Source organism: Arcicella rigui, from assembly GCF_034929435.1.
In the GTDB taxonomy this organism is placed as follows: domain Bacteria; phylum Bacteroidota; class Bacteroidia; order Cytophagales; family Spirosomataceae; genus Arcicella; species Arcicella rigui.
Genome location: NZ_JAYFUM010000028.1, coordinates 45,294 through 69,744 on the forward strand (window position 1 = coordinate 45,294; position 24,451 = coordinate 69,744).

Sequence of the window (24,451 nt, forward strand, 5' to 3'; positions counted from 1 at the left end):
TATCATTATTGGAAAAACTTAATTCATTTAAAATCATTTGTAATTCAGTAGAGTTAAAGAAAGGTTGTCGATTTTAATTGACGACCTTTTTTGATTTTAAAAATATACTATTTATCTTGTAGTCAATCACTTACACTCATTTTTCAAATTCAGAACGATGTTTATTCTTAATGATAACGGAAGATTTATCTCTATTTTATCAGATTATGGTTTCAAAGTCACCTTTGGCAATGAAGCTGATACCACTTTTCTAAAAAAGGCATTAGAGGCATTAATTTGTTCACCAAGTCCAATTAAAAAGGTTTCATTTATTAAAAATGAAATATCCGCAATTACTATTGATAGTAGAAGCGGGATTTATGACATTGCTTGTATTGATGAAAGTGGAAATCATTTTATTGTTGAAATGCAATTAAGTGAGTACCCGGAGTTTATTCAACGAATGAAATTTTATGCTTTACATCGCTTCAATACTTTGGTAAAAAAAGGGGCTTATCGCTTTGATAATTTGCAAAAAATTTACTGTATTGGTATATTGTCGCAGAATATTTTCCCTGAAATTGAAGACTATCATAACATCGCTGTTTTGAGAAATAAAAACAATGAAATTATTGATGATCAATTAACGTTTGTAACATTAGAATTAGCAAAATTCAACAAGCAACTAAGCAATATTCAAACCAATTTAGACAAGTTGATTTATACCATGAAAAATGTACATACAATCACTGAAACTTCTCAATTTCCATCATTTTGGACAGAAGAGTGGCTACACAAAGCTATTAATGAGATTGATTTAAGAGCATTTACTCCTGAGCAAAAACTTATGTATGAAATGGCTATTTCTGCTAATGCGTTAGCTATTAAGAATGAAAATAAGAAAATTTTATTAGTCAAACGTGAAAGCATTCAGAAAGCTTTGAAACGAGGAAAACTAACGTTGGATGAAATTGCAGAAGATTATAGTGTTAGTATAGATTTTGTAATTGAGATACAAAATGAAATAAATAACACCGAGAATTCATAGTTTTTTACACAATCTATACCTTAAATTATTATCTCTAACATAAATTATGAAAGCCTCAAAAAAGAAATTAGTCGTATTAACAGGTGCTGGTATTTCAGCAGAAAGTGGCATTCCTACTTTTAGAGCTTCAGACGGACTTTGGGAAAATCATGCCATCGAAGATGTGGCTACTCCCGAAGGTTTCAGGAAAAACCCTGCTTTGGTTTTACGGTTTTATAACGAACGTAGAGCTAAATTAGACCAAGTTGAACCAAATGAAGGGCATAAAATTTTGGCTCGTTTAGAAAAATACTTTGATGTACAAATCATTACTCAGAACGTTGATAATCTTCACGAAAGAGCAGGTTCAAAAAAAGTATTGCATTTACATGGTGAATTAACCAAAGCTCGCTCAACAGTTGATAGTAGTTTGGTCTATGAAATTGGTACAAAAGCTATCAATTTAGGCGACAAATGTGAAAAAGGCTCACAGCTTCGCCCACACATTGTTTGGTTTCATGAAGATGTTCCACTGATTGAAACCGCCGTAAAGCTAACAGAGGAAGCTGATATTTTTGTTGTAGTGGGTACTTCATTACAAGTATATCCTGCGGCAGGTTTGGTTAATTATGTGGCAGGTTTTGTGCCGATTTATATTATCGACCCTAAAAAACCAGCAGTATCAACCCGCAAGAATATGATTTTTGTTGAAGAAATTGGAAGCGTTGGTCTGGCTAAATTATGGGATATTTTAGTGAATGATAAGCCGACCCATTAATTTCTTTTGCTTAACCCAAAACAAGCCGTAATTTTGTGCCTTTAAAATACAAAATACAAAACCATGCAAATCATAGACGGGAAAGCAGTTGCTGACGAAATCAAAAAAGAAATCGCACAGGAAGTAGCTGAAATCAAAGCATCAGGTGGGAAAACGCCTCATTTAGTAGCTATTTTGGTCGGAAACAATGGAGCTTCCGAAACGTATGTTGCTAACAAAGTAAAATCTTGTCAAGAATTAGGATTCAATTCTACACTTCTTCGCTTTGACCCAAGTATCACTGAAGCTGAATTATTGGCTGAAGTACAAAAAGTGAATGATAATGATGATATGGATGGACTTATCGTTCAATTACCCCTCCCCGACCATATCAACCCTGATAAAGTAATGGAAGCAATTGCTCCAAAAAAAGACGTTGACGGCTTCCACCCTATCAATATTGGTAGAATGGCGAAAGGTCTTCCAGCTTATATTTCTGCTACTCCACAAGGTGTCTTAGATTTATTAGCCTATTACAATATCGAAACTTCTGGAAAACATTGTGTAGTAGTGGGTCGTAGCCAAATTGTGGGCTTGCCAATGTCTATTTTAATGCAACGTAATACTAAAATCGGAAACTGTACCGTAACGCTTACACACTCGAAAACAAAAGATTTACCAGCCGTTTGTGCTACTGCTGATATTTTAATTGCCGCCTTGGGTCGTCCTGAATTTATCACTGCTGAATACGTAAAAGAAGGGGCTGTGGTAATCGACGTTGGTTTAACAAGAGTAGTAGATACTATTAAAAAATCTGGTTTTGCCTTGAAAGGTGACGTGAAGTTTGACGAAGTAGCTCCTAAATGTTCATATATTACTCCTGTGCCTAAAGGCGTTGGGCCAATGACCATTGTTTCTTTGATGAAAAATACATTGTTGTCGGCAAAAAATGCAATATACCAATAGAAATTAGTACTTAATAGGGCAAATCATATAAATACGCTAAAAATCGCTTTTTGTCTGCATTATTACAAAATGATTTTCGTACTTTTGCGGTCAATTTCAGAAAAAGTATTTCAAAGATAATATTGAATTAAGAGAGGCTTAAAAATCTCTCCAAAAAAATGGCTGCTATCAATCAAGTTAAGATTTTCACTGGGTCATCTTCCGAATATTTAGCAAAAGAAATTGCTCGTTTTTACGGTAAAGACTTAGGGCTTTCTTCTGTTCAACGTTTCTCAGACGGAGAGATGTCACCAAGTTTTAATGAATCAATCAGAGGTTGTGATGTATTTATCATTCAATCAACTTTCCCACCAGCAGATAATATGTTGGAGCTTTTGTTGATGATTGATGGAGCTCGTCGTGCTTCTGCTCACTATGTTACAGTGGTGATTCCTTATTTTGGATATTCTCGTCAAGATAGAAAAGACAAACCAAGAGTAGGTATCGGTGCTAAATTAGTAGCCAATTTATTGACTGCTGCTGGTGCTGATAGATTAATGACTTTGGACTTACACGCAGGTCAAATTCAAGGTTTCTTTGACTTCCCAGTAGATCACTTAGAAGGAACTGCCATTTTTGTTCCTTATCTAAAATCTTTAGGATTAAATAACTTACTTTTTGCTTCTCCTGACGTTGGTGGTGTGGTTCGTACTCGTAATGTTGCCAAGTTCTTCAATGCTGAAATGGTAATTTGCGATAAGCAACGTAAACGTGCCAACGAAGTAGCTACCATGCAATTAATTGGTGACGTTACAGGAGCTGACGTAGTATTAGTCGATGACTTAATTGATACAGGTGGTACAATGTGCAAAGCCGCTCAGTTAATTATGGATAAAGGGGCAAAATCAGTAAGAGCTATCGTTACTCACCCAGTACTTTCTGGAAAAGCTTATGATAATATCAATAATTCAGTACTTACTGAATTGGTTGTAACAGACACGATTCCGTTGAAACAACCTTGTGATAAAATCAAAGTATTATCAGTAGCCGAATTATTCGCCAAAGCAATTGGCAGAATTCGTGACCATGAATCTATCAGTTCATTATTCATAAAAAATTAATTTAAACGGTTGATTGAAGATAGGAATTAAGGTTTTACCTTGAAACTGACAGGCTTTCAACACAAATCACTCAAAAATGAGAAAGATTGAAATCGTAGGGTATAACAGAGAAACCCTTGGAACAAAATCAGCAAAAGATCTTCGTGCAGAAGCTTTAGCTCCATGTGTATTGTACGGTGGTGAAAAACAAATTCACTTTGCTGTACCAATGATTCTTTTCCGTGAATTATTATATACTCCAGAAGTATCAGAAGTAATCTTAAATATCGAAGGTGAAATCCACCACGCTATCGTTCAAGATTCACAATTCCACCCAGTATCAGAAATGATTCTTCACGTTGACTTTTTAGAAATCGTTGAAGGTAAAGAAATCAAAATTGATGTTCCTGTGAAAGTTATTGGTGATGCACCAGGCGTTCGTAAGGGGGGTAAAATGGTTCAAAAATTACGTAAAGTATCTTTGAAAGGTTTAGCTGATAACATTCCTGACTTTATCGAAGCTGATATTACAGGTTTGGACTTAGGTCAAACTTTAAAAGTTGCTAAATTGAAAGCTACAGATGTTGTGATTTTAAATAATCCTTCAGCACCAGTAGCAACAATTGATATTCCACGTGCTTTAAGAGGAAAACTTAACTAATCTTTAGTTTTCTCAATTACTGATAGATTTTACGAGCAGTTGTATCTAATGATACAACTGCTTTTTTATTTTCAATACTTCTGTTTTCTAATACAATTCTAATATGAGATTAAGGCGAGCTTAAGTTTACTACACGAAATTTGTTTCCGTAACCAGTATAATCCATACAGGTAGTAATCAAAGTATTTACTCTAAAATTCGATACTTATGGAAACAATATGCGTTCAAAAAATCCTTGTTCCGATAGACTTTAGCGAAGCTTCGTTAAATGCACTGAACACTGCCATTTTTATGGCTCAAAGGCAACATGCACAAATCATTCTGTTTCATGTTGTGAATACTTATAGCATTCTTCCGAATCCAGACCATGATATAATTTATGATAGTAATTTAGAAAAACTACTGGACGAACATCTAAAAAATATCCGAAAATTAGCTGATAAAATCACCCATCAATACTTCGTAGATTGTAGGGCTTTTATCCGAACAGGGTTGGTTTCATCTGAAATTTTACGAGCATCCATTGATTTTTATGCAGATATTATCGTTCTGAGTACTTATAGCACTTCATCGACAAACAATCATTTCCGAATTGGCTCAAATACCTTGAGTGTTATCAAAAATGCCAATTGCCCAGTTCTGACTGTTCCGCCAGAGCAAAAATTTGAAAAATTCAGTACTATTCTTTATCCAATCAGACCTGTGAAGGGAGCTTTAGAACAATACGATTTAGCAAAAACTATTTTGCGTGAAAATAAAGCTGAACTCATCGTGGTAGGAATGGTAGATAATACTCACAAAGAAAGCTTTGAATTATTAAATCAAGAAACGGCTTTGTTGAATCAAAAATTAAAAGAAGACAACTTGAAAGCCCAAAGTTACTTTTACTTTAGCCAAGATATGCCGAATAAAATCCTTGAGAAAGCTCAGGATTTTCAAGCAGACTTACTTGTCCTTACCGCTACACTCGACCATAAAGTACAGGATTATTACCTTGGCCCTTTTGTTGAAAGAATTTTACATTTTGCCAAAATCCCCGTACTGTCGATACGCCCAAAACCTTCTGATACTTTAGAAATTGCACCTGTAAACCATAAAAATTACGCTATAAAAATGCTCGGAATTATCTGAACCAATACAAGAACCATTAGCAATATCTACACCTTTCTCAGAGAATATCTTTAGTCAGGGTTTCTGAAGTATTCTCTGAGATAAAATACTTATTTTTAAGTAATTGGGCAAAATTGCGTTAATTTTACCCGCTTTATGCTTGAGACAATAAGCACTGAGCAGAAAATTCAATAGTTATTTTTCCTCTTGCTTGAAGCAAAATAGTTAAAGCTCATCTTGCACGAATACTTAATTCACTAAAAATAATTCATGGAAAATAAAATGAATATTTTGTTGATTGAAGACGACAAAAGAGTATCTGACAGCCTCAGAAATGGCTTAGAGAAAAAGAATTTTACCGTTGAGCCGGCTTATGATGGTTATATTGGTTCTCGTTTGGCAACAACAAATACTTATGATATTATTTTATTAGACCTCAATTTGCCCATCATGAATGGTTTTGACATCTGTAAAATTATTCGGCAGCAGCAAATCAACACGCCTATTTTGATGCTTACAGCTATGGGCGAAATTGACGATAAAGTAAAGGGATTTGACTACGGTGCGGATGATTATTTAGTAAAACCTTTTGAGTTTCGGGAACTATTAGCCAGGATACAAGCCCTTTTGCGAAGAGCAAATCCAAGCCAGCAGTCAGTTTCTGAAATATTGACTGAAGCCAATCTAACGATGGATTTACGAACCAAGACCGTCAGTAGAGATGGGCAAAGTATAGAACTCACCGCAAGAGAATTTGAATTGCTTGAGTATATGCTACGAAACAAAGGACGAGTATTATCAAAAATAGACATTGTAGAAAACGTTTGGGATTTGAATTTTGATACAAGTACCAACATCGTAGAAGTTTATATCAATTACTTACGCAAAAAAATAGATAAATCTTTTGAACCAAAGCTTATTCATACCAAAACGGGCTTGGGCTATGTGTTAAAAACCAATTAAAATGCAAATTCGGCATAAAATATCGCTTCAGTTTACTTGCGTTGTGGCTATCATTTTACTGTTTTTCTCTGGCATTGTGTATTTGAGAGCAGAGAACCAAAGAAGTAAAAACTTTTTTGATAGAATTCAAGGAAGAGCTAACACTACTGCCCGCCTTTTGGTTGATGTACAAGAATTTACACCAAAACTTTTGAAATTGTTGGACATGAATTCTTCGTCGAGACTCCCCAATGAAGAAGTTTATGTCTATAATTTCAAAAATGAGTTGTTGTATTCAAACATAGATAAAACGCCCGACTATATCGACCCAACTTTTTTGGAGAATATCAAAAAAGAAGAAAAAGTAACCTTGAAAGATGAAAACAGGGAAATTCTGGGCATACTCTTTACAGGAAAGTACGACCGTTTTGTAGTAGTTGCTTCTGCAAATGATTTGGTAGGCTATTCACAGGAAAAAAACTTAGTAAATACTTTGGGTATTGGTTTTTTATCTGGCATTATTATTACCATTATCCTCAGTATTTTTTTTGCAGGACAAGCCCTGAGACCTATTCAATCTATTAATAATGAGATTAGTAGAATTACCGCCAATAATCTAAAAAAACGATTGGACGAGGGAAACAAAAAAGATGAAATTGCAGAATTGGCAGTAAATTTCAACCGAATGTTGAATCGCCTTGAGATGGCATTTCAACAACAAAAACAATTTGTTTCGCAAGCTTCGCATGAACTCCGTACTCCTCTTGCAGCTTTAAAAACTGAAATACAAGTTGGTTTAGAGGAAAATCAAACGATTGAAGAGTATAAAAAAACGCTAAAGAATACCCTAAACGATACTGAACGACTTATTCAGCTTTCAAATAGTTTATTACAATTAGCCCGCACGATTGAGGATAAAGACAAATTCCATTTTGAAATTTTACGGATGGAAGATATTTTATTGAATGTCCAAAAAGCCATTCAAGGAAATTATCCTCATTATCGCATAGTATTTGATTTTGAAAAAATTCCAGACGACGATAATCTTACTTTAATCAACGGCAATCTTTTACTTTTAGAAAACCTCTTTAGTAATCTGATCGAAAATGCCTGCAAATATTCATCCGACCATCAGGCGAACATTCTACTGAGTTTTGATAAAATTTATTGTATTGTCAAGATTAAAGACAAAGGAATTGGTATTCCAGAAAATGAAATAGCTTATATTTTCAATCCATTTTTCCGTGCTTCCAATTCAATTGACAAAGACGGATTCGGGATTGGTTTATCCATTACCAAGAGAATTGCTGAACTTCATAAAGCCATTATAGATGTAAAGAGTAAGTATTTAAAAGGTACAGAATTTATCATAAAAATCCCACATCAATAATTTTCTAAGCAAATTCTAATATTAGATTAAGCTTATACTAAGGTCGCATCTTTAGCTTTGTGCATTCCTAAAACTTGTTGGAAAATTAATCTCAAAACAACATTTTGTTGAATTGTGGTTTTTTAATTTGAACTGTAAAGCACAATCACCGTTGGTAATACTGGCGGTGATTCTTTGAACTTTCTCCAAGCAATAGACTCAAAAATCTTATCATTCACCATCAACTTAAAACTACTTCATGGAAGCTTTATTAGTTTTTGTATTTATCGTTGGCTACATACTTATTGCTGTTGAACACACTATTCATCTCAACAAAACTGCCACAGCCCTTATTACGGGTGTTTTGTGTTGGGTAATTTATATTCTGAATACCCAAAATAAAGATTTAGTAAGCAGCGAACTTGCTCATCATTTAGCCAGTATTTCCGAAATTTTATTTTTTTTACTCGGAGCAATGACTATCGTTGAATTGATTGATGCTCATCAAGGTTTTAAAATTATTACTGATAAAATTACAAGTAAAAATAAAGTACAGCTTTTATGGACTATCAGTATCATTACTTTTTTCCTTTCAGCGGCACTCGATAACCTGACGACAGCCATTGTAATGGTTTCGGTTGTACGAAAACTCATCAAAGACAAAGAAACAAGGATGTTTTTTGCGGGTATTATTATTATAGCAGCCAATTCGGGTGGAGCTTGGTCGCCGATTGGAGACGTAACCACAACCATGCTTTGGATTGGCGGACAAGTATCAGCTTTGGCAATTATCAAAAGCTTGATTCTACCAAGCTTAATATCTTTGATTGTCCCATTACTTTTTCTCACTTTTCGACTCAAAGGCGAAGTACAATCACCAAGTACATCAATTGCCACTTATAAAGATGACTCTTTATCTAAAAAGGACTCCTCAATGATGCTAATTGTTGGATTTGCTATGTTGCTTTTTGTTCCAATTTTTAAAACTATCACTCATCTTCCTCCTTATATGGGCGTATTGTTGGGTTTGGGTGTTGTGTGGGTTGTTTCTGAAATAATACATCATGGTAGAGACGAAGAATACCGTAAACCTTACTCAGTGGCTCATGCTCTTAGCAAAATAGATACTTCGAGTATCCTTTTTTTCTTAGGGATTTTATTGTCTATTGCAGCTTTAGAATCCACACATTTTCTATCAAGTTTAGCAGAATGGATGAATAAAAGCATCGCTAATCAAGATATAATCGTGATAGTTATTGGTTTGTTTTCGGCGATAATCGACAATGTTCCACTGGTTGCGGCATCAATGGGTATGTACGATTTGGCACATTTCCCGATGGATTCAAAATTATGGGAGTTTTTAGCTTATTGTGCGGGTACAGGAGGAAGTATTCTGATTATCGGTTCTGCACCCGGTGTTGCCGTTATGGGTATGGAAAAAATCGACTTTATGTGGTTCTTCAAAAAGTTTAGTTTATTGGCTTTAATTGGCTATTTCGCAGGAATTATTACTTACTTGAGTATTTATGCTCTTTTACAATAAGTAAAAACTAATTGATTTTAATAATGATTGACGCCACAACTGTATCATTTTCTTCCACCAAAGTAAAGGTGGCTCTTTCTTGAAAATTGATTTGTAGGCGTCTTTCTAAATTTTTCATACCAACTCCCACAGGTGATACTTTCTGTGATAATTTCCCTGTGTTCACCACTTTAATGGTAAAAATTTCTCCTTTTAATTCTGAAATGATTCTTACTTTACCGCCAAGTTTATTTTTCCCGATGCCATGCTTGATGGCATTCTCAACCAATAATTGAACAGACATTGGCGGAATACTTAGGGATAAAGTTTCATTTTGAATATGAAAAGAGTACACCAAGCGTTTTTCGTAGCGTATTTTTTCTAAGAAAAGATAATCACGCACCAATGATAATTCCATATCCAAAGGTACTAATTGTTGATTGCCCATACTCAGCGAAGTTCTGAGTAACTGCGATAATTCCGTCAATGCTTTACGAGCTAATTCTGGGTCGAAAATCGTCAATGCCTTTATACTGTTGATGGCATTGAACAAAAAATGAGGATTTAATTGATTTTTTAGGTTTTCAAGTTCCGCCGTTTTTAAGGACATTTCTGCCTGTGCCAACATCAATTCTTTATGATGGGCCACACGGTTACTCATAATTAGGTGATAAAACAAAAACCAAACGCCAGCATAACGTACCGACTCGAAGAAAAACTGATAGTAGTCTAAAGGAACAAGTTTTGTTTCTTCTACAAAATGTCTATATCCTTGAAAATCATAATAATAATCTACAAAAAAGAAACAAGCCCCCATGATGATTGAAGCCACTATCGGGAAAATTAGTACATCCCCCTTATTTCTGTCTTTTGCTTGATAAATTTTGGTATAAATATGTGAAAGCATTATCCCGATTAAGAAATTAATCAGCAAATAAGAGGCCTTATTATAAGGGTCGTTGAAAAATTTGGTAGTTGGTTGTTTTAAAATTAATGTAGTGAATAACCACCAAAAGAATTGAATTAACCAGTAAACTCGCTGAGGGATGAAACTCATTTTTTATCAAATTAAAGTTCTACTTATCACATTTCAAACATAACATATTTTCCTTAAAACTCAATAATATTTCCTCCATCATCAAAACAATTACACTTATATTTCCGATTTCAGCATTTTTTCCTTTCAAAAACCAATATCTATCACCAATGGCTGAAAGAAAAACTGACCTTTTTCAACGGTATAAATTCCTCTACAACCCGCCTCAAATTGTTGTGAAAAACGCATAAAATGAAACTGTGCCGTGAAGTCGAAACCGACTGAAGTAAAATTTGCCGAATCAGCCACCTTATAACTATACGTTTTGCCATTTTTAGTTTCAATCCAACTATAATTAGTTTCGCCATGAGCGTAATCTGCAAAGAGATTTACCTTCAATCTTTTAATATAAGCCAGTCGCCCAATCGACCAGTCGGGATTTAATAATGGAAAACGGTACTCAACCGAAGTGGCACTTAGGTTTTCAAAAGCTCGGTAAGAATAACCTCTTGTAAAAAACATCGGACTTCCGAAAATATAAAGATTCTTATTCGGTGCACCCGTACTTGTTTTAAAACCTGATTGATTTTGAATTCCTGCTCTTAGACGAATACTGTGGTGTTTGATAAAACCGGGAAAATTCAAGCTTCCTTGTATCGCCGTAAGTCCTCCTTGTAAATTGCCCCAAAAAGGCATACTTCTCAAATAAATGCTAATACTTTGTCCCCAAATTGGAGCAATATCTTGTACGGCTCTTTTCATTTGACGAACGTAATCTAAAGTATAAATGATTGAACTAATGTTCCCATTAAAACTTTCACTCGCATAGCGTTCGGGCAAATCATAGCCCGATACTTGTGTGAAAGCAGTATTCAAACCCACTTCTAAGGACTCATAATACCTCGAATGCGTAAGATTCAAAGGTAAACTCGCTCCTACTGTTAATTGCTGTTGATGCCAATGATCCGAACGAAGACTGTCTAAAGCCTGAGTATTACTTTTATCTATGTAAATGTCGGTTTTTCGCTGTCCGTTGGTATAATTCAAATTCAATTTTGGATACCAACCTTGGTAAGAAATATCCGTAAAAAACTGTCCAGTTCTTTCACTGGCATTAAAGTTATAGCCCGTTGTGATAGCCGTTGTACTTAGTAAATCTTTGGAAGAAATACCCAACTTCAAATTATTGCTATTTGAAGTAAAAACACCTCCCCAACTGTAAATATTGAAAATATTAGCCTTGCTAAAGTTTTTTGTTTCGTAAGTTTTTGAGGGAACGTTTGCCAATAAATTTTCACCTGCTTCTTGCAATAACATTTGTCCAAAAAATTGAACAGGTTTATTTAGTTTTTCATCAAATGGCAAAAATCTTTGCTCATCAAAAGGCATCTCCACTACTCTATGCCCATTTTCAGTAAAATCATTGAAAAAAATCTTTGTACCATCTGCAGAAACCGAAGGATTGAATGCTCCATATTTTCGGTTTGTTACCTGAAAACGCTTTTTCGCATCAGTATCAAAAGCATAAATATTATCTATGCCAGTCACTCCTGAATTAAACAAAAGGTATTTTCCTGCCATTATCGGATGAGCAATATTTTCGCTTCCTACCTCTAACAATACTTTTTCGGCTTGTGTTGAAGGATTTATCAGTATGATACTCTTTTTCCCATTCAATAATTTTACGGCTACGATTTCCTTTGCATCTGTCCACCACGGGTGTAGGTAAAAAGCATTTTCGGGATTAAGGATTTTCGTGACTTCTTGTGGATTTTCAACATCAATGATTGCCAAAGCGTAGTGATTGTCGGGACTGGTTTCTATCGCAACAATTTTGGTTTCATCTTTTGAAATAGCAGGAGCAGAAAATTTACTTTGTTGTGTAAGAGTACGAGTAGTTCCGTTGTTGACATCCAATAGTTTTATGACGGAATAATCTCTTCGTTCCCAACGTAAATCATAATTAAATTCTGCCCAAACCACTTTACTTCCCGAAGCCGACAACATCAGGGCATCATTTAAAAAACCAATTGTTTTTATTTTTTCTTCACTGTTTTTTTTTGGATTTAGCAATACAAATTGCTGAATATCAGAAAGTCCAGATTTTAAAGCAAGTACCGAACCATCGGCAAGTACTTGTGGATATTCGTAGTTTGTGAAGTAAGGATTTGCTTTGGTCGCTAAAGCAGTAACGGGTGTTTCTACAATAGTCGCTGCTTGTGTTTGCCAAGACTGACGAGCATCTTCAAAGGCTTTTTGATATAATTGCTCCGTTTTTAAACCTGTAACTTTTTTGATATTATTTGAAAAAGAAAATGGATAAAAAGGCATTTTGTATGTTCCTGCGAGTATTTTATCCCAAGCTTCTGCTCCATAAGTATTTTTCAAATAAGTAGTCATCAAATAGCCACTGACATAATGATTGGGTACAAAATTTTTGAAAGAACCCGTAACGGCTTTGTCATAATGAAAAGCCCCTTTGTTCAATAATTGGGTTCGTAAAGCCATATCAAAACTCGGAATTCTACCTCTTCCAGAAGGTGTAAGCACAGACTCAGTTCCAACGGCATCGCCTTCCCAAAACCAGTTGGGTACTGCCAAAGAAGTAACCAAACCCAAACCATTTGCTCCAAAGAGTTGGTACATCAATTTGGTTGTACCAGTAAGAGCTTTATCATTTTGAACAATATGACGAAACTCGTGTACTGCCAACAAATCCAACCAATTATTTGTGCCGAGCAAAGTATAGTCTTGCGGTGGTGTGGTATAAAACTCTGAGCGACGGGGATAGAGTGTCACAAAGCCATTTGAAACCGTGGTTTGGTTTTGAAGAAGTATTGAAATTGGGCGTGGTTCACGCCCCAAGGTTTTACTAATTGGCTGATAAACAGTTTCTAATACATTGGCTGTTCTTTCAGCCGTTGCTTTAATTTCTCTGGGAAAAATTAGCCTAAAATGGGGCGTTTTGATTTGCGACCATTTTAGACTCGCTGGATTTTGTGATAAACTAACCGAATTTTCTTGAGCAAAAATCTGAGGAATACTTAATAAAAAGTATAAAAAAACGATTGTTTTTTTCATATAACTTAAATAGTGATTAGTAAAAAAAGATTGGTGATTAGCATTTCATATACCTAATAATCAGCTATTTACACAAAATAAAAATATTCCTTAAATTGTGTTTATTACTCAAGTAATCGTGCAAAATTAGTTTTAAAATTTTACTTTAGGCTCTAAGTTATAGGCAATAGGCAAAATGCTTATTTATTTTAGATAAAAGTATTTTTGCTTACGACTTACAGCCTATTGCCTAAAGCACTACAATTAATTTAATGCTACCAGATTACTTCTTTCAGAGATACGATTCAAACATTTCGTATAGATTCACGATATAAGCTCTATTGCCATTTGGATTTTTTAGGCTTTTTGTAAATTCATACCAAAAGCCATCGCCCACAGAAAGAAATTTACCAACGGTTTTAGGTTCATTTTTCATGGCTTTGTCCGTAATAAAATCACCGATAAATACATTTTGCAATAAATCGCTGGCTTCTTCCCATGATACTTTTTTCTGGCTTTTTCCAGATTCGAGAATCGAATACGCTTCTACCCTTCTATCGGTATAGTGTAAATTCAATTCAAAAGTCGAAGTACTTTTAGCTTTGTCGATTTTCTTGAAAATCATTTTAAAAGGAGCTTCTTTTCCGTAAGTTTCATAAACGGCTTGCGTAAGTTCTTGCAAAAGATACTCCCAAGCTTCCTGATTTTGTGGGTTCCCTTTAAACGATTTATTGATATTTATTTCCAAGAAATTTTGCTCTTCTTCTAAAGCTTTCGTGTTGAATCTTTCAGGACTTTTACTGATTAAATTCAAAATCGGAGCTTCCCAAGCTTTTGAAAGTTCGCCAGCCCAAGCTAAGTCTTCGTTGCCTGTGAAGCCTTCTTCCAAAATTTCTTCATCAGTCAATTCATCACGATAAGTATAAGCAATTTCAAATTTGGTATCTATAAATTTTTCTTTAAAATCTAAAGTCAAAAGAATTTGATGTGAAAAAGGAGGAGGCAAAATATCTGCCGTCTCGAATTTGAGTTCTAACTGGTTTAATTTTTCTACTTTCATGGTTCTAATTTCTCATAATCGAAATTGATTATTTCATTTTTCTTACAAATTTAATCTTTTTATAGTGGCTTTTTTATCAATCTTACTGGTAGCTGTTTCTGAAAAAGTAGAAATGGTAAAAATAGCTTTGGGAATTTGATAAGTACTAAGTGTCGTTTTTACTGAGGATAAAAGGGTACTTTTTTGTTCTTCGGATAAATAATCTGTTTCTAAGACTAAAATTAACTTCTGTCCAAGTCTATCGTCAGGAATTCCGAAAGCAAAAAAACGAGTAATATTTAATGATTTCAAAAGCGGCTCAAAAGCATTTTCAACTTTTTCTAATTGTATTTTAATACCGCCAGAATTAATAATATTATCAAAACGACCAACCAGCCTAAATGTTTGATTATCGACAATTTCAACAATATCATTGGTTTGAATCAATTCAAAATTGCTCGCAGCCGCCACAATATTCAAACAATTTCTTTCGTCCACTCCTATCCTAACGCCCTCTAACACTTGAAAATTATCGGTAATGTTTCCGTTCAATGCTCGAATAGCAATGTGTGAAACGGTTTCCGTCATGCCATAAGTACTAAAAACTGGTACTTTTAATCTTTGAATCATTTCAGCAAGTTGAACGCCAACGGCAGCACCACCCACAATAATGGCTTTCATTTGATTGAGAACATGTAAAAAATTATCGTCAGCCGACAATATCGTTTGCAATTGCAAAGGCACAAAAGCCGCAAAATCAAATGGCAGATTGGGCAAATCAATCAGCGGATTACTGGTAGCTTCCACAATCAGCAGTTCTAAGCCTAACACCATTCCACGCACTAACATCATTGTGCCAGCAATGTACTCCACATTCAAACAAACCAAAGCCCTGTCGCCTGCTTGTAAACCAAAAGTTTTGCCCGTCAGCAAAGCACTGGCTTCCATTTGCTTTCGGGTGAGTTGGATAGGTTTGGGTTCGCCTGTAGAACCAGAAGTTTTTAAAGTAAAATATTCTTGTCCATTCATCCAACTTTCACAAAACTGAATTACTTTTTGTTCGTACTCGTTTGTGGCAATTGGTAAATTTTTAAAGTCGCTAATTATCATCATCTATCAAAAAAAACACTTCTCGAAACGCCAAAGATAGCATTTTTGAGAAGTGTTTGTTTCGCTTGTATAGAATTTACTAAGAAACTTTCAAAGTATTTTTAGTAGCATCAAAAGCTGCATTGTATTGGGTTAGTGGACTGGTTGCTGGGCCGTTGATTACTTGTCCGTTCAAATCAAAATTTGAACCATGATTTGAGCAATTAAATCTATTATTGTTTGATTCAAAATCTACCGTTGTTCCTTGATGGGTGCATTTTTTGGCTACTGCAATGTAAGCTCCATCTTTGGTTTTTGCCACAATTACATCGCCCACTATCAAAGCTTTTCCTTCAGTTTTTAAATCTTTATAAGTAGTACTTGTCAAATCTAAAGTAAAATCAATTTTACCACTTGCCAGCGAGGCATTTCCTGTTAGCCCAGTGGTTGTGTTAGAGCCACCGCCACTATTACCGTTACTGTTGCCATTATTTCCTCCAGAATTTGGCGAAGGGTCGCCACCATCACTTTTGCAACCACTCAAACATTGCTGTAAAATTACAGCACCCACACTGATTCCTACCAACGATAAAAATTCCTTTCTTTCCATGATGTATTGTTTTTTATATAAATTTGAAGCGTTTAATTATTAACAGTACGGCAAAGCTTTAAGCGAGGTTGCGTTTCTGTTTGATTTAAGGAAACATTGTTCGGGTTTTTATAGTTGAAATAGATGTAAAATATCAGGTAGAAAAAATGTCTTTCAGGAAATTATTTAAAGTAAATTAAAAGATAAAAATTCTACATGAATAAATATTTATAGATACTTTATCTTGATTTTTATTTTAAAATAAAAATAAAATCTTTATTCTGTAAATTTGTAAGTATTATAGAATAATTAGTCGTTTTATAGATTAATGATTACAATTCATCATTATTAGCAATTGAGAGCCATGGCAGAATCAGAAGATAAATTTTTAAATCCTATCAATAAAGATAAAGTAGCCGAAAATCCGGGGCTACTTCCCTACGCCCATACGGCCGGCGGTGCAGTAATCAGACCCGAAGATTTGGGCAAAGCCAAAGGGCGTTCGGTACTGGCTATGCGTCAGCAAACTGATAGACAAATGAATCAGTTGTACGAACAAATGGAAACCTTGGCTCGTCAGGCAAAACTTTTGTCACAGCGTAAAGAAATTTCTGAGCGAATCTACGAAGCCGCCATTGGCTTTGAACCAATCATCAACGAAACCTATTATATGTACGAGAAAGAAGATGGTACAGATTTACTTTCGTTGGTTGCTCCGCACGAATGGGGTCGTTCTTTCAAATATGCACGTTACTTAGCCAAATGTTTGTTATTGGCAGACCATACTTGGGATGTTCAATATAATGAAGATGCTTACAAACAATAATTGGTGCTTTGTGCAGGAGTGATTAAATTTGAGCTTATTTTCAGAAAAAATTGCAAAATCATCCATAATATTAACAAATATGAAGTGGGAAACCCTTAAAGAGTACAAAGAGATTTTATTTACTTTCCACGAAGGAATTGCCAAAATCTCAATCAATCGCCCTCAAGTGCATAATGCTTTTACTCCCCTTACGGTAAAAGAGATGATTGATGCGATGAATATATGTCGTGATACCGAAGAAATCGGCGTGGTTATTTTAACAGGTGAAGGTGGAAAAGCTTTCTGTTCGGGTGGCGACCAATCTGTACGTGGGCATGGCGGTTATGTTGGCGAAGATACTGTACCAAGATTAAACGTATTGGATTTACAAAAACAAATTCGTTCAATTCCTAAGCCAGTTGTGGCGATGGTAGCAGGTTGGGCTATTGGTGGCGGACACGTGCTTCACGTGGTTTGTGATTTATCTATTGCGGCTGAAAATGCTCGTTTCGGACAAACTGGTCCTAATGTAGGTTCATTCGACGGTGGTTTTGGTGCTTCGTACCTTGCCAGAGTAGTTGGTCAGAAGAAAGCTCGTGAAATTTGGTTCTTGTGTGACCAATACAATGCCCAAGAAGCTTTGGATATGGGCTTGGTAAACAAAGTAGTGCCATTGGAACAATTAGAAGAAACAACCGTAGCTTGGTGCAAAAAGATTTTAGAAAAAAGTCCTTTGGCATTAAGAATGTTGAAATCTTCGTTCAATGCTGAATTAGACGGACAAGCTGGTATTCAAGAATTGGCTGGTAATGCTACACTTTTGTATTATCTTTCAGATGAAGCAAAAGAAGGTAAAAATGCTTTCTTGGAAAAACGTAAACCTGATTTCAGTAAATTCCCGAAATTTCCTTGATAATACTTTCCGAAAGCTTTTGCTTTCGGATTTTTTATTTTTGATTTGAAAGATTATTCACAACAAAGAATAATCTTTCTTCTTTTAATGTCAGGCTCAAAATCAAACAAAAACATGAATTATTGGCTCGTTAAGTCAGAACCTTTCAAATATTCTTGGGACGATTTCGTTAAGCAAGGTACAGGCGTTTGGGATGGTGTACGAAATTATCAGGCAAGAAATAACCTAAAAGCCATGAAAGTAGGCGATTTGGTGTTATTTTATCATTCAAATGAAGGAATGGAAGTTGTCGGAATTGCAAAAGTGGTAAAAGAGGCTTATCAAGACCCAACTACTGATGATACCAAATGGGTGGTTGTTGATTTAGTCCCAGTTGAAAAGTTACCCAAAACTGTCACCTTAAAGCAAATGAAAGCAGATGAGCGTTTGCAGGATTTATCATTAATTAAACAATCGAGACTTTCCGTAACTGCTATCAAAGCTGAAGAATTTGACATCATTCTCGGACTTGCCCATGAATAAAACAAGCTCAAAAATCAATTAAACTCATGAATACTTTGGTTAAACGTGTTGCACTTTTTGTAGGATTGCTTTTGGTGGTTTCATTTACGCAGGCTCAAACCGTAAAGCGAATTGAACTTCCTTTGCCTTCTAATAATTCTGAACTTTTCTCGATTCCTTTGGGCGAACAAGGTGTTTTGGTACTTACTCAACTCAGTAAAACCAATTTTACGCTCAATAGATTTGATACTAATTTAGAGCAAGTTTGGTCTATTAATGGTACAATTGATGGTAATTTAGACTATGTAAAGCATAGCTACGATGGCAAAAATTTATACTTGCTTTTTAGCCGTTATAGAAGTAATGTCTATGAAGTAATTAAAGTAAACATCGGGCCGGGATTTATTGAGAAATTCCAAATTATGTCGGTTGACAGAATGGAAGTCTCTGATTTTCAAGCATTAAATGCTTCTGTATTTATTGCAGGAATGGTAAACAGTCAGCCAGTAATTTTGTACAGCAATCTTTTAGAAAGAAAAATCAAAGTACTGCCAAGTGCTTTAAAGAGTCAAGCAGAAATTCAATCTTTAGAGTTAGATTCAACCGCTTCGCTTATCAATGTTACTTATGCCGTTGGCACAAGAGGTAAAAATTACCAATTAGTTGTAAAATCTTTTGACGAAAGCGGGAAGCAGATTGCTCAAGTAGTAATGAATCCAGAAAGTGAATTTGCCATGATGAATGGAAAACTAAACATCGTGTCTGATTCTACGCAGGTTATGTTTGGTACTTATGGGCATAAAAACACCATTGGGTCGTCTCGTGGGCCAACTTCACAAGGTATTTATTTCAGTAAATTGCTTGATAATGAAGTAACAGATTTGAAATTCCATAGCTTTACGGATTTCAAAAATTTCTTCAACTTCATGAGCGAACGCCAAAAAGAAAAACAAGAAAGAAAAATTCAGGAGAAAAAAGAAAAAGGTGAAGACTTACGCTTAGACTACCGTTTGCTGGTTCACGACATCATCAAGCAAGACGATAAGTACATCATGGTTGCCGAGGCTTTTTATGCTGATTATCGCTACAATAACAATAATTACGGATTATACAACACAGGCTTTGGTATGGGAAGTTTCAATCCATACAGTACGTTTTATAATCCTTATCGCTGGGGATATGGAAACTATGGCTTGTACTCGCCCTTTAGTTCCTATTATAGTCCGTGGGGTTGGGGAAATAGATATTATAATAACAACCAACAAACCTTCGATGGCTGGATTTATACCCACGCCATTGTAGCGGCATTTGATGAAAAAGGAAATTTACTTTGGGACAACAGCATAGAAATGAAAAATGTGCGAGAAGCCAAACTTTCAGAAAAAGTAAAAGCTTCTATCAAAGGTGATGAAATTACACTTTCTTATAGCAACAAAGGACAAATTTTTACAAAAATCATCAAAGGAGATAAAGTATTAGAAGATACACAAAGTAGTAAAATTACCACGGCTATTGAAGGTGACAAAATAAAAGAAACTACTTCTGATGCAATAGATTTTTGGTACGGAAATTACTTTATTGCCTCTGGTTATCAGCGAATTAATAATGAAACAGAAGGTGGAAAACGAAATGTATTTTATTTGAATAAGGTTTCATTTTAGTTCAAATAAAGGCTTTTGAGTAAATTGCAGCGGTATCCGACGATACCGCTTTTTTATTTTATAATTTTCAAGAAACTAAAGGTCGATTTTGAGGCTTCATTCCTGACAAGACTCAGCTCAAGACTTAGGTCTTTTTACTTATATACAACAAAATATGCAACAAGAAAGCATTAAACTGGAAACACCCCAATTTTGGAAAGAGTACCAATTAATTGATTCGGGAGGTTTTGAAAAATTAGAAAAATTCGGGAAATATATTCTTCGTCGTCCAGAACCACAGGCCGCTTGGGACAAATCGTTACCAGAAAATGAGTGGGAAAGAACCGCCAACGCTACTTTTAAAAAAGATAAAGGCTCGCAAGAAAAAGGTGAATGGATTTTGAAAAAAGGCATGGAAGAACGTTGGTTTATGCCTTATAAAACTGCTGCTTTGGATTTGAGTTTCAAACTGGCACTTTCTTCCTTCAAACACGTTGGAATTTTTCCAGAACAGGCTTCAAACTGGGAATTTATCGTTGAAAAAGTAAAAAAAATGCCTGTAAAAACGCCAAAAGTACTCAATTTATTTGCTTACACAGGTGGTGCTTCTATTGCGGCAAAACAGGCAGGGGCTGATATTACTCACGTTGATTCTATCAAACAAGTAATTTCTTGGTCGAGAGAAAACATGGAAGCGAGTAATTTAGAAAATATTCGTTGGGTAGTTGAAGATGCCTTGAAGTTTGTAAAACGTGAAGCCAAACGTGGAAATGTGTATCAAGGAATCATCTTGGACCCTCCTGCTTACGGAAGAGGGCCCGATGGTGAAAAATGGATTTTGGAAGAACAAATCAATGAATTATTGAAAACCGTAGCTCAGATTCTGGATAAAGAAAATTACTTCTTAATTTTGAATATGTACTCGATGGGTTTCTCTTCATTGATTGTCGAGAATTTAGTAAAATGCTCGTTCACCCAAACTCAAAACCATGAATTTGGAGAATTGTACCTACAAGATACTTTTCAGAAAAAGCTTCCTTTGGGAGTATTTTACAGATTCGCCAGCGTTTAGTTGGCCAACACTTCTAATGCTTTCAGGACGAGCAAGAAGAGTACAAAATAGTAAAGTTTTTTCATTCGTGGTTATAATTTTTAGTGGTTAATCATTTAAAACAAAAATAGTTACATTATTATTTTTTTTCAAAAATATTTGCCAACAAATGCAAAAAATAAAAAAAAGATAATAATGTAACTAAGATAAATCCTTAATGTTTTACTGATTTAGGTTTTATCGGTTTCTATAAACCCTTTCGTAGAAAAGAGGGAATATGAATAAAGTCAAAATCGTAGCTCCGACTAAGCCTCCTATCACCACAATTGCTAATGGTTTCTGAGACTCAGAACCAATTCCAGAAGAGGTAGCGGCTGGTAACATCCCGAAAATCCCCATCATGGCGGTCATCATTACAGGTCGTACTCTTGATTGTACTCCTTGCAAAATTGATTCATGTAGCGATAATTTTCGATGAAGATTATCTTTGAATACTTCTATCATAATTACGCCATTCTGAATACAAATGCCGAACAGGGCAATAAAACCAATACCTGCCGAAATACTAAAGTTCGTTCCCGTCACCAACAAAGCCAAAGAACCACCAATAATGGCAAACGGCACATTGGTAAATACTAATCCTGCGTCTTTCAAACTCCCAAACATCAAATACAAAATAAAGAAAATTGCCAACATCGAAATTGGCACTACTTGTGCCAAACGTTTTGAAGCTCTTTGTTGGTTTTCAAAATCTCCTTTCCATTTCATGTCATAACCTTTTGGTAATGCTCCAACTACTTTTTCTACTTCTGCCTGAGCTTCTTTGATGGTACTTCCCATATCTCGACCACGAACTGAAAATTTCACCGCAATAAAACGTTTGGTATCTTCTCTGAAAATTAAACTTGGGCCAGTCAAAGTACGGATTACAGCAATCTCTTTGATAGGAATTTTAATTCCGTTCATCGTTGGCACCATCAATTCACCTATTTCGGCTTCAGATTTTCTATACTCTGACTGAAAGCGAATTCGAATATCAAATTTTCTTTCGCCTTCGTACAATTGACTTGCCGTTTGTCCGCCGATTGCCATTGCCACTACCGCCTCGGCATCTGCCGCCTGAACACCATATAAGTCCATTTTTTGCTGGTCAAGTTCGATACGTAACTCAGGCTGACCTAAATTTTTAATTATGCCTAAATCTTCGATACCTTCAACTTTTTTCAACACATCATTTACTTTTTCGGCTTCTTTTTCTAAAAACTCAAAATCTTGTCCATAAATTTTCACGGCAATAGAGCCTTTTACACCAGAAACAGCTTCTTCCACATTATCCATAATGGGTTGTGAAAAGCCCAAACTTAGTCCTTGGAATACTTCTAATTTCTTCTGCATTTGCTCTATCAATTGAGCTTTCGTCAAGCCACTTTTCCATTCTTTTTGCGGATAAATATCAACGTGAAATTCCACATTATAAAAACCTGTTGGGTCAGTTCCGTCGTTAGGTCGTCCTGCCTGAGACATTACTTGTCTTACTTCTGGAAAGCTTTCAAAAACCTTACGCATATCATTGGCATAGCGAACCGATTCATTTAAACTGATACTTCGAGGCATAGTTGCTCGCACGTAAATTGAACCTTCGTTGAGTTGAGGCAAAAATTCCGTCCCGTGAATCGTCAATGTCCACAAACCTACTACTGTAAAAATACCTGCTCCCCAAAAAGTTCTACTTTTATTAGCAAAACAAGCATTAAAAATTTTCATTGAATATTTCAGAATAGCATCTACAAAGAAATTAGATTTTTCTTTGACGTTTTTATTCATCAAAATACTTACCATCACTGGCACGAGGGTCAACGTAAAAATTAAAGCTCCCAAAAGTGCTGCTCCTAACGTCCAAGCCAAAGGAGTAAACATTTTCCCTTCTACTTTTTGAAAAGCAAAAATGGGTAAAAGAGCCACCAAAATAATTACTTTAGAAGTAAAAATAGCTTTACCCATCGCAGTACCCGAACGTTTAATTAATGACAATTTTGCCAATTTATTAAAACGTTCCATCCCAACTTCATGAGCTTTGTGCGAGAGTACCACAATTAATCCTTCGACGACAACCACCGTTCCATCAATGATAATTCCAAAATCAACCGCACCGAGTGAAAGTAAATTCACACTCATGCCCATTAATTTCAAACAAGTAAAAGCAAACAGCAAAGCCAATGGAATAATCATGGCTACAATCAACGATGCTCGCCAATCTGCCAAAAAAATTAAAACCATTAGGGTTACTAATACAATTCCTTCAACCAAATTATGAGAAACCGTTTCGATACAAAAATCCAAAAGCGTCTGACGGTTATAAAAAGTTTTGATATTGACATCAACAGGTAAAATTTTAGTATTTAGTTCTTCTACCTTTTCATTCAAACTTTTTATCACGGCAGAAGGGTCTTCTCCTTTACGCATTACTACAATTCCCTCAACGGCATCATTGTTTTTATCACGTCCTACTTGTCCTAATTTTGGCAAGGCTGATTCACTCACGATGGCAACCGTTTTCACATAAACAGGTACTCCATTGATATTTTCGACCAAAATATTTTCGATGTCAGAAATTTTCGCCAGCAAACCGATACCACGAACTACATAAGCTTGGTTATTTTTGGTAATCACATCACCGCCTACATTGATATTACTTTTTTGTACCGCCTGAAAAACGTCTAACGGAGTAATATTATACGCTTGAAGTAAGTTAGGATTAACACTAATTTCATAAGTTTTTACTTCGCCACCAAAACTTACAATATCAGCCACACCCGGAACAGAACGTAAATTTCTATCAACGACCCAATCTTGAATTTCCTTTAATTTTCTGGCACTTAAAGATTTGGAATCTAAAGTATATCTAAAAATTTCACCAGTTGGGCCATAGGGTGGCTGAATCTCTGGTTCTACATCATCGGGCAGGCTCAATCCTTGCAAAGCATTATTAATCTGAATCCGAGCAAAATTATTGTCAACTCCATCATCAAACATCACTACCACAACCGATAATCCAAAAAGTGTTGTTGAACGTACAGTTGTTTTTTTCTGTACTCCATTCATGGCAATTTCCAAAGGTGCAGTTACAAACTTTTCAATTTCTTCTGCACTTCTTCCGGGCCATTGCGTAATGATTGTTACTTGGGTATTCGTAACATCGGGGAATGCGTCGATTGGCGTATTGATAAAACTAACAATACCTCCAACCACAATTACTGCAGTGAAAAAAAACACAGCAAACTTAAATTTAAGCGATAAAGCCAAAAGCGTCTTCATG

20 protein-coding genes are annotated in these 24,451 nt (G+C 35.4%); 14 read left to right on the plus strand and 6 right to left on the minus strand.

All coding sequences use genetic code 11. The annotated features are described in order from the left end of the window. Nucleotides 1-157 precede the first annotated feature (157 nt). The 9 genes from VB248_RS20270 to nhaD all read left to right on the plus strand — a co-directional run bounded on the left by VB248_RS20270 (nucleotide 158) and on the right by nhaD (nucleotide 9,433). Nucleotides 158-1,027, plus strand: a complete 870-nt coding sequence (locus VB248_RS20270; protein WP_323298657.1) for an Rpn family recombination-promoting nuclease/putative transposase — start codon at nucleotides 158-160, stop codon at nucleotides 1,025-1,027. A 46-nt stretch (nucleotides 1,028-1,073) separates the two neighbouring features. After that, nucleotides 1,074-1,784, plus strand: a complete 711-nt coding sequence (locus VB248_RS20275; protein WP_323298658.1) for an SIR2 family NAD-dependent protein deacylase — start codon at nucleotides 1,074-1,076, stop codon at nucleotides 1,782-1,784. A 63-nt stretch (nucleotides 1,785-1,847) separates the two neighbouring features. Further along, the gene (locus tag VB248_RS20280) at nucleotides 1,848-2,729 is read left to right on the plus strand and encodes a bifunctional 5,10-methylenetetrahydrofolate dehydrogenase/5,10-methenyltetrahydrofolate cyclohydrolase (RefSeq protein ID WP_323298659.1); all 882 of its coding nucleotides are present in this window, start codon (nucleotides 1,848-1,850) and stop codon (nucleotides 2,727-2,729) included. A gap of 158 nt (nucleotides 2,730-2,887) precedes the next feature. Beyond that, nucleotides 2,888-3,829, plus strand: a complete 942-nt coding sequence (locus VB248_RS20285) for a ribose-phosphate pyrophosphokinase (protein ID WP_323298660.1) — start codon at nucleotides 2,888-2,890, stop codon at nucleotides 3,827-3,829. 76 nt (nucleotides 3,830-3,905) lie between these two features. Beyond that, nucleotides 3,906-4,469, plus strand: coding sequence for a 50S ribosomal protein L25/general stress protein Ctc (locus VB248_RS20290; protein WP_323298661.1), 564 nt, complete (start codon nucleotides 3,906-3,908; stop codon nucleotides 4,467-4,469). Between the two features lie 207 nt (nucleotides 4,470-4,676). Continuing rightward, nucleotides 4,677-5,600 carry a universal stress protein gene (locus VB248_RS20295; RefSeq protein WP_323298662.1) on the plus strand — a complete coding sequence of 308 codons (924 nt, stop codon included), beginning with the start codon at nucleotides 4,677-4,679 and terminating at the stop codon, nucleotides 5,598-5,600. 249 nt (nucleotides 5,601-5,849) lie between these two features. Next, nucleotides 5,850-6,542, plus strand: a complete 693-nt coding sequence (locus tag VB248_RS20300) for a response regulator transcription factor (protein WP_323298663.1) — start codon at nucleotides 5,850-5,852, stop codon at nucleotides 6,540-6,542. Between the two features lies 1 nt (nucleotide 6,543). Beyond that, nucleotides 6,544-7,911 carry a sensor histidine kinase gene (locus VB248_RS20305; protein WP_323298664.1) on the plus strand — a complete coding sequence of 456 codons (1,368 nt, stop codon included), beginning with the start codon at nucleotides 6,544-6,546 and terminating at the stop codon, nucleotides 7,909-7,911. Nucleotides 7,912-8,149: 238 nt separating this feature from the next. After that, entirely contained in the window at nucleotides 8,150-9,433 is a 1,284-nt protein-coding gene (gene nhaD / locus VB248_RS20310) for a sodium:proton antiporter NhaD (RefSeq protein WP_323298665.1), read from the plus strand. A 7-nt stretch (nucleotides 9,434-9,440) separates the two neighbouring features. Here nhaD and VB248_RS20315 read toward each other — a convergent pair whose 3' ends face one another. From VB248_RS20315 to VB248_RS20335, 5 genes are all read right to left on the minus strand, one after another. Then, nucleotides 9,441-10,469: a sensor histidine kinase gene (locus VB248_RS20315; RefSeq protein WP_323298666.1), complete on the minus strand. Its 1,029-nt coding sequence runs from the start codon at nucleotides 10,467-10,469 to the stop codon at nucleotides 9,441-9,443. A gap of 126 nt (nucleotides 10,470-10,595) precedes the next feature. Then, nucleotides 10,596-13,529, minus strand: coding sequence for a hypothetical protein (locus tag VB248_RS20320; RefSeq protein ID WP_323298667.1), 2,934 nt, complete (start codon nucleotides 13,527-13,529; stop codon nucleotides 10,596-10,598). A 271-nt stretch (nucleotides 13,530-13,800) separates the two neighbouring features. Beyond that, nucleotides 13,801-14,568 carry a hypothetical protein gene (locus VB248_RS20325; protein WP_323298668.1) on the minus strand — a complete coding sequence of 256 codons (768 nt, stop codon included), beginning with the start codon at nucleotides 14,566-14,568 and terminating at the stop codon, nucleotides 13,801-13,803. 42 nt (nucleotides 14,569-14,610) lie between these two features. Further along, nucleotides 14,611-15,660: an AMP-binding protein gene (locus VB248_RS20330; RefSeq protein ID WP_323298669.1), complete on the minus strand. Its 1,050-nt coding sequence runs from the start codon at nucleotides 15,658-15,660 to the stop codon at nucleotides 14,611-14,613. A gap of 76 nt (nucleotides 15,661-15,736) precedes the next feature. Beyond that, a complete protein-coding gene (locus tag VB248_RS20335) occupies nucleotides 15,737-16,246 on the minus strand; it encodes a QcrA and Rieske domain-containing protein (RefSeq protein WP_323298670.1) in 510 nt (169 codons plus the stop codon). A gap of 343 nt (nucleotides 16,247-16,589) precedes the next feature. Here VB248_RS20335 and VB248_RS20340 point away from each other — a divergent pair, with 343 nt between their 5' ends. From VB248_RS20340 to VB248_RS20360, 5 genes are all read left to right on the plus strand, one after another. Continuing rightward, nucleotides 16,590-17,051 (plus strand): DUF2452 domain-containing protein, encoded by a 462-nt coding sequence (locus VB248_RS20340; RefSeq protein ID WP_323298671.1) that lies wholly within the window; start codon nucleotides 16,590-16,592, stop codon nucleotides 17,049-17,051. 79 nt (nucleotides 17,052-17,130) lie between these two features. Next, nucleotides 17,131-17,943 carry a 1,4-dihydroxy-2-naphthoyl-CoA synthase gene (gene menB / locus VB248_RS20345; RefSeq protein ID WP_323298672.1) on the plus strand — a complete coding sequence of 271 codons (813 nt, stop codon included), beginning with the start codon at nucleotides 17,131-17,133 and terminating at the stop codon, nucleotides 17,941-17,943. Nucleotides 17,944-18,057: 114 nt separating this feature from the next. Continuing rightward, nucleotides 18,058-18,465: an EVE domain-containing protein gene (locus VB248_RS20350; protein ID WP_323298673.1), complete on the plus strand. Its 408-nt coding sequence runs from the start codon at nucleotides 18,058-18,060 to the stop codon at nucleotides 18,463-18,465. Nucleotides 18,466-18,491: 26 nt separating this feature from the next. After that, nucleotides 18,492-20,105, plus strand: coding sequence for a hypothetical protein (locus tag VB248_RS20355; protein ID WP_323298674.1), 1,614 nt, complete (start codon nucleotides 18,492-18,494; stop codon nucleotides 20,103-20,105). A 154-nt stretch (nucleotides 20,106-20,259) separates the two neighbouring features. Beyond that, a complete protein-coding gene (locus VB248_RS20360) occupies nucleotides 20,260-21,156 on the plus strand; it encodes a class I SAM-dependent methyltransferase (RefSeq protein WP_323298675.1) in 897 nt (298 codons plus the stop codon). Between the two features lie 216 nt (nucleotides 21,157-21,372). Here the strand turns inward: VB248_RS20360 and VB248_RS20365 are convergent, their stop codons facing one another. Further along, nucleotides 21,373-24,450, minus strand: coding sequence for an efflux RND transporter permease subunit (locus tag VB248_RS20365; RefSeq protein ID WP_323298676.1), 3,078 nt, complete (start codon nucleotides 24,448-24,450; stop codon nucleotides 21,373-21,375). Nucleotide 24,451 lies beyond the last annotated feature (1 nt).

Bases quoted from the DNA above. Each gene is read 5' to 3' on its own strand.
- VB248_RS20315 (WP_323298666.1), bottom strand. From the start codon at position 10,469: ATGAGTTTCATCCCTCAGCGAGTTTACTGGTTAATTCAATTCTTTTGG.
- VB248_RS20350 (WP_323298673.1), top strand. From the start codon at position 18,058: ATGAATTATTGGCTCGTTAAGTCAGAACCTTTCAAATATTCTTGGGAC.
- VB248_RS20280 (WP_323298659.1), top strand. From the start codon at position 1,848: ATGCAAATCATAGACGGGAAAGCAGTTGCTGACGAAATCAAAAAAGAA.
- VB248_RS20360 (WP_323298675.1), top strand. From the start codon at position 20,260: ATGCAACAAGAAAGCATTAAACTGGAAACACCCCAATTTTGGAAAGAG.
- VB248_RS20285 (WP_323298660.1), top strand. From the start codon at position 2,888: ATGGCTGCTATCAATCAAGTTAAGATTTTCACTGGGTCATCTTCCGAA.
- VB248_RS20330 (WP_323298669.1), bottom strand. From the start codon at position 15,660: ATGATGATAATTAGCGACTTTAAAAATTTACCAATTGCCACAAACGAG.
- VB248_RS20365 (WP_323298676.1), bottom strand. From the start codon at position 24,450: ATGAAGACGCTTTTGGCTTTATCGCTTAAATTTAAGTTTGCTGTGTTT.
- VB248_RS20305 (WP_323298664.1), top strand. From the start codon at position 6,544: ATGCAAATTCGGCATAAAATATCGCTTCAGTTTACTTGCGTTGTGGCT.
- VB248_RS20290 (WP_323298661.1), top strand. From the start codon at position 3,906: ATGAGAAAGATTGAAATCGTAGGGTATAACAGAGAAACCCTTGGAACA.
- VB248_RS20325 (WP_323298668.1), bottom strand. From the start codon at position 14,568: ATGAAAGTAGAAAAATTAAACCAGTTAGAACTCAAATTCGAGACGGCA.
- VB248_RS20270 (WP_323298657.1), top strand. From the start codon at position 158: ATGTTTATTCTTAATGATAACGGAAGATTTATCTCTATTTTATCAGAT.
- VB248_RS20300 (WP_323298663.1), top strand. From the start codon at position 5,850: ATGGAAAATAAAATGAATATTTTGTTGATTGAAGACGACAAAAGAGTA.
- VB248_RS20335 (WP_323298670.1), bottom strand. From the start codon at position 16,246: ATGGAAAGAAAGGAATTTTTATCGTTGGTAGGAATCAGTGTGGGTGCT.
- VB248_RS20355 (WP_323298674.1), top strand. From the start codon at position 18,492: ATGAATACTTTGGTTAAACGTGTTGCACTTTTTGTAGGATTGCTTTTG.
- nhaD (WP_323298665.1), top strand. From the start codon at position 8,150: ATGGAAGCTTTATTAGTTTTTGTATTTATCGTTGGCTACATACTTATT.
- VB248_RS20320 (WP_323298667.1), bottom strand. From the start codon at position 13,529: ATGAAAAAAACAATCGTTTTTTTATACTTTTTATTAAGTATTCCTCAG.
- VB248_RS20275 (WP_323298658.1), top strand. From the start codon at position 1,074: ATGAAAGCCTCAAAAAAGAAATTAGTCGTATTAACAGGTGCTGGTATT.
- VB248_RS20295 (WP_323298662.1), top strand. From the start codon at position 4,677: ATGGAAACAATATGCGTTCAAAAAATCCTTGTTCCGATAGACTTTAGC.
- menB (WP_323298672.1), top strand. From the start codon at position 17,131: ATGAAGTGGGAAACCCTTAAAGAGTACAAAGAGATTTTATTTACTTTC.
- VB248_RS20340 (WP_323298671.1), top strand. From the start codon at position 16,590: ATGGCAGAATCAGAAGATAAATTTTTAAATCCTATCAATAAAGATAAA.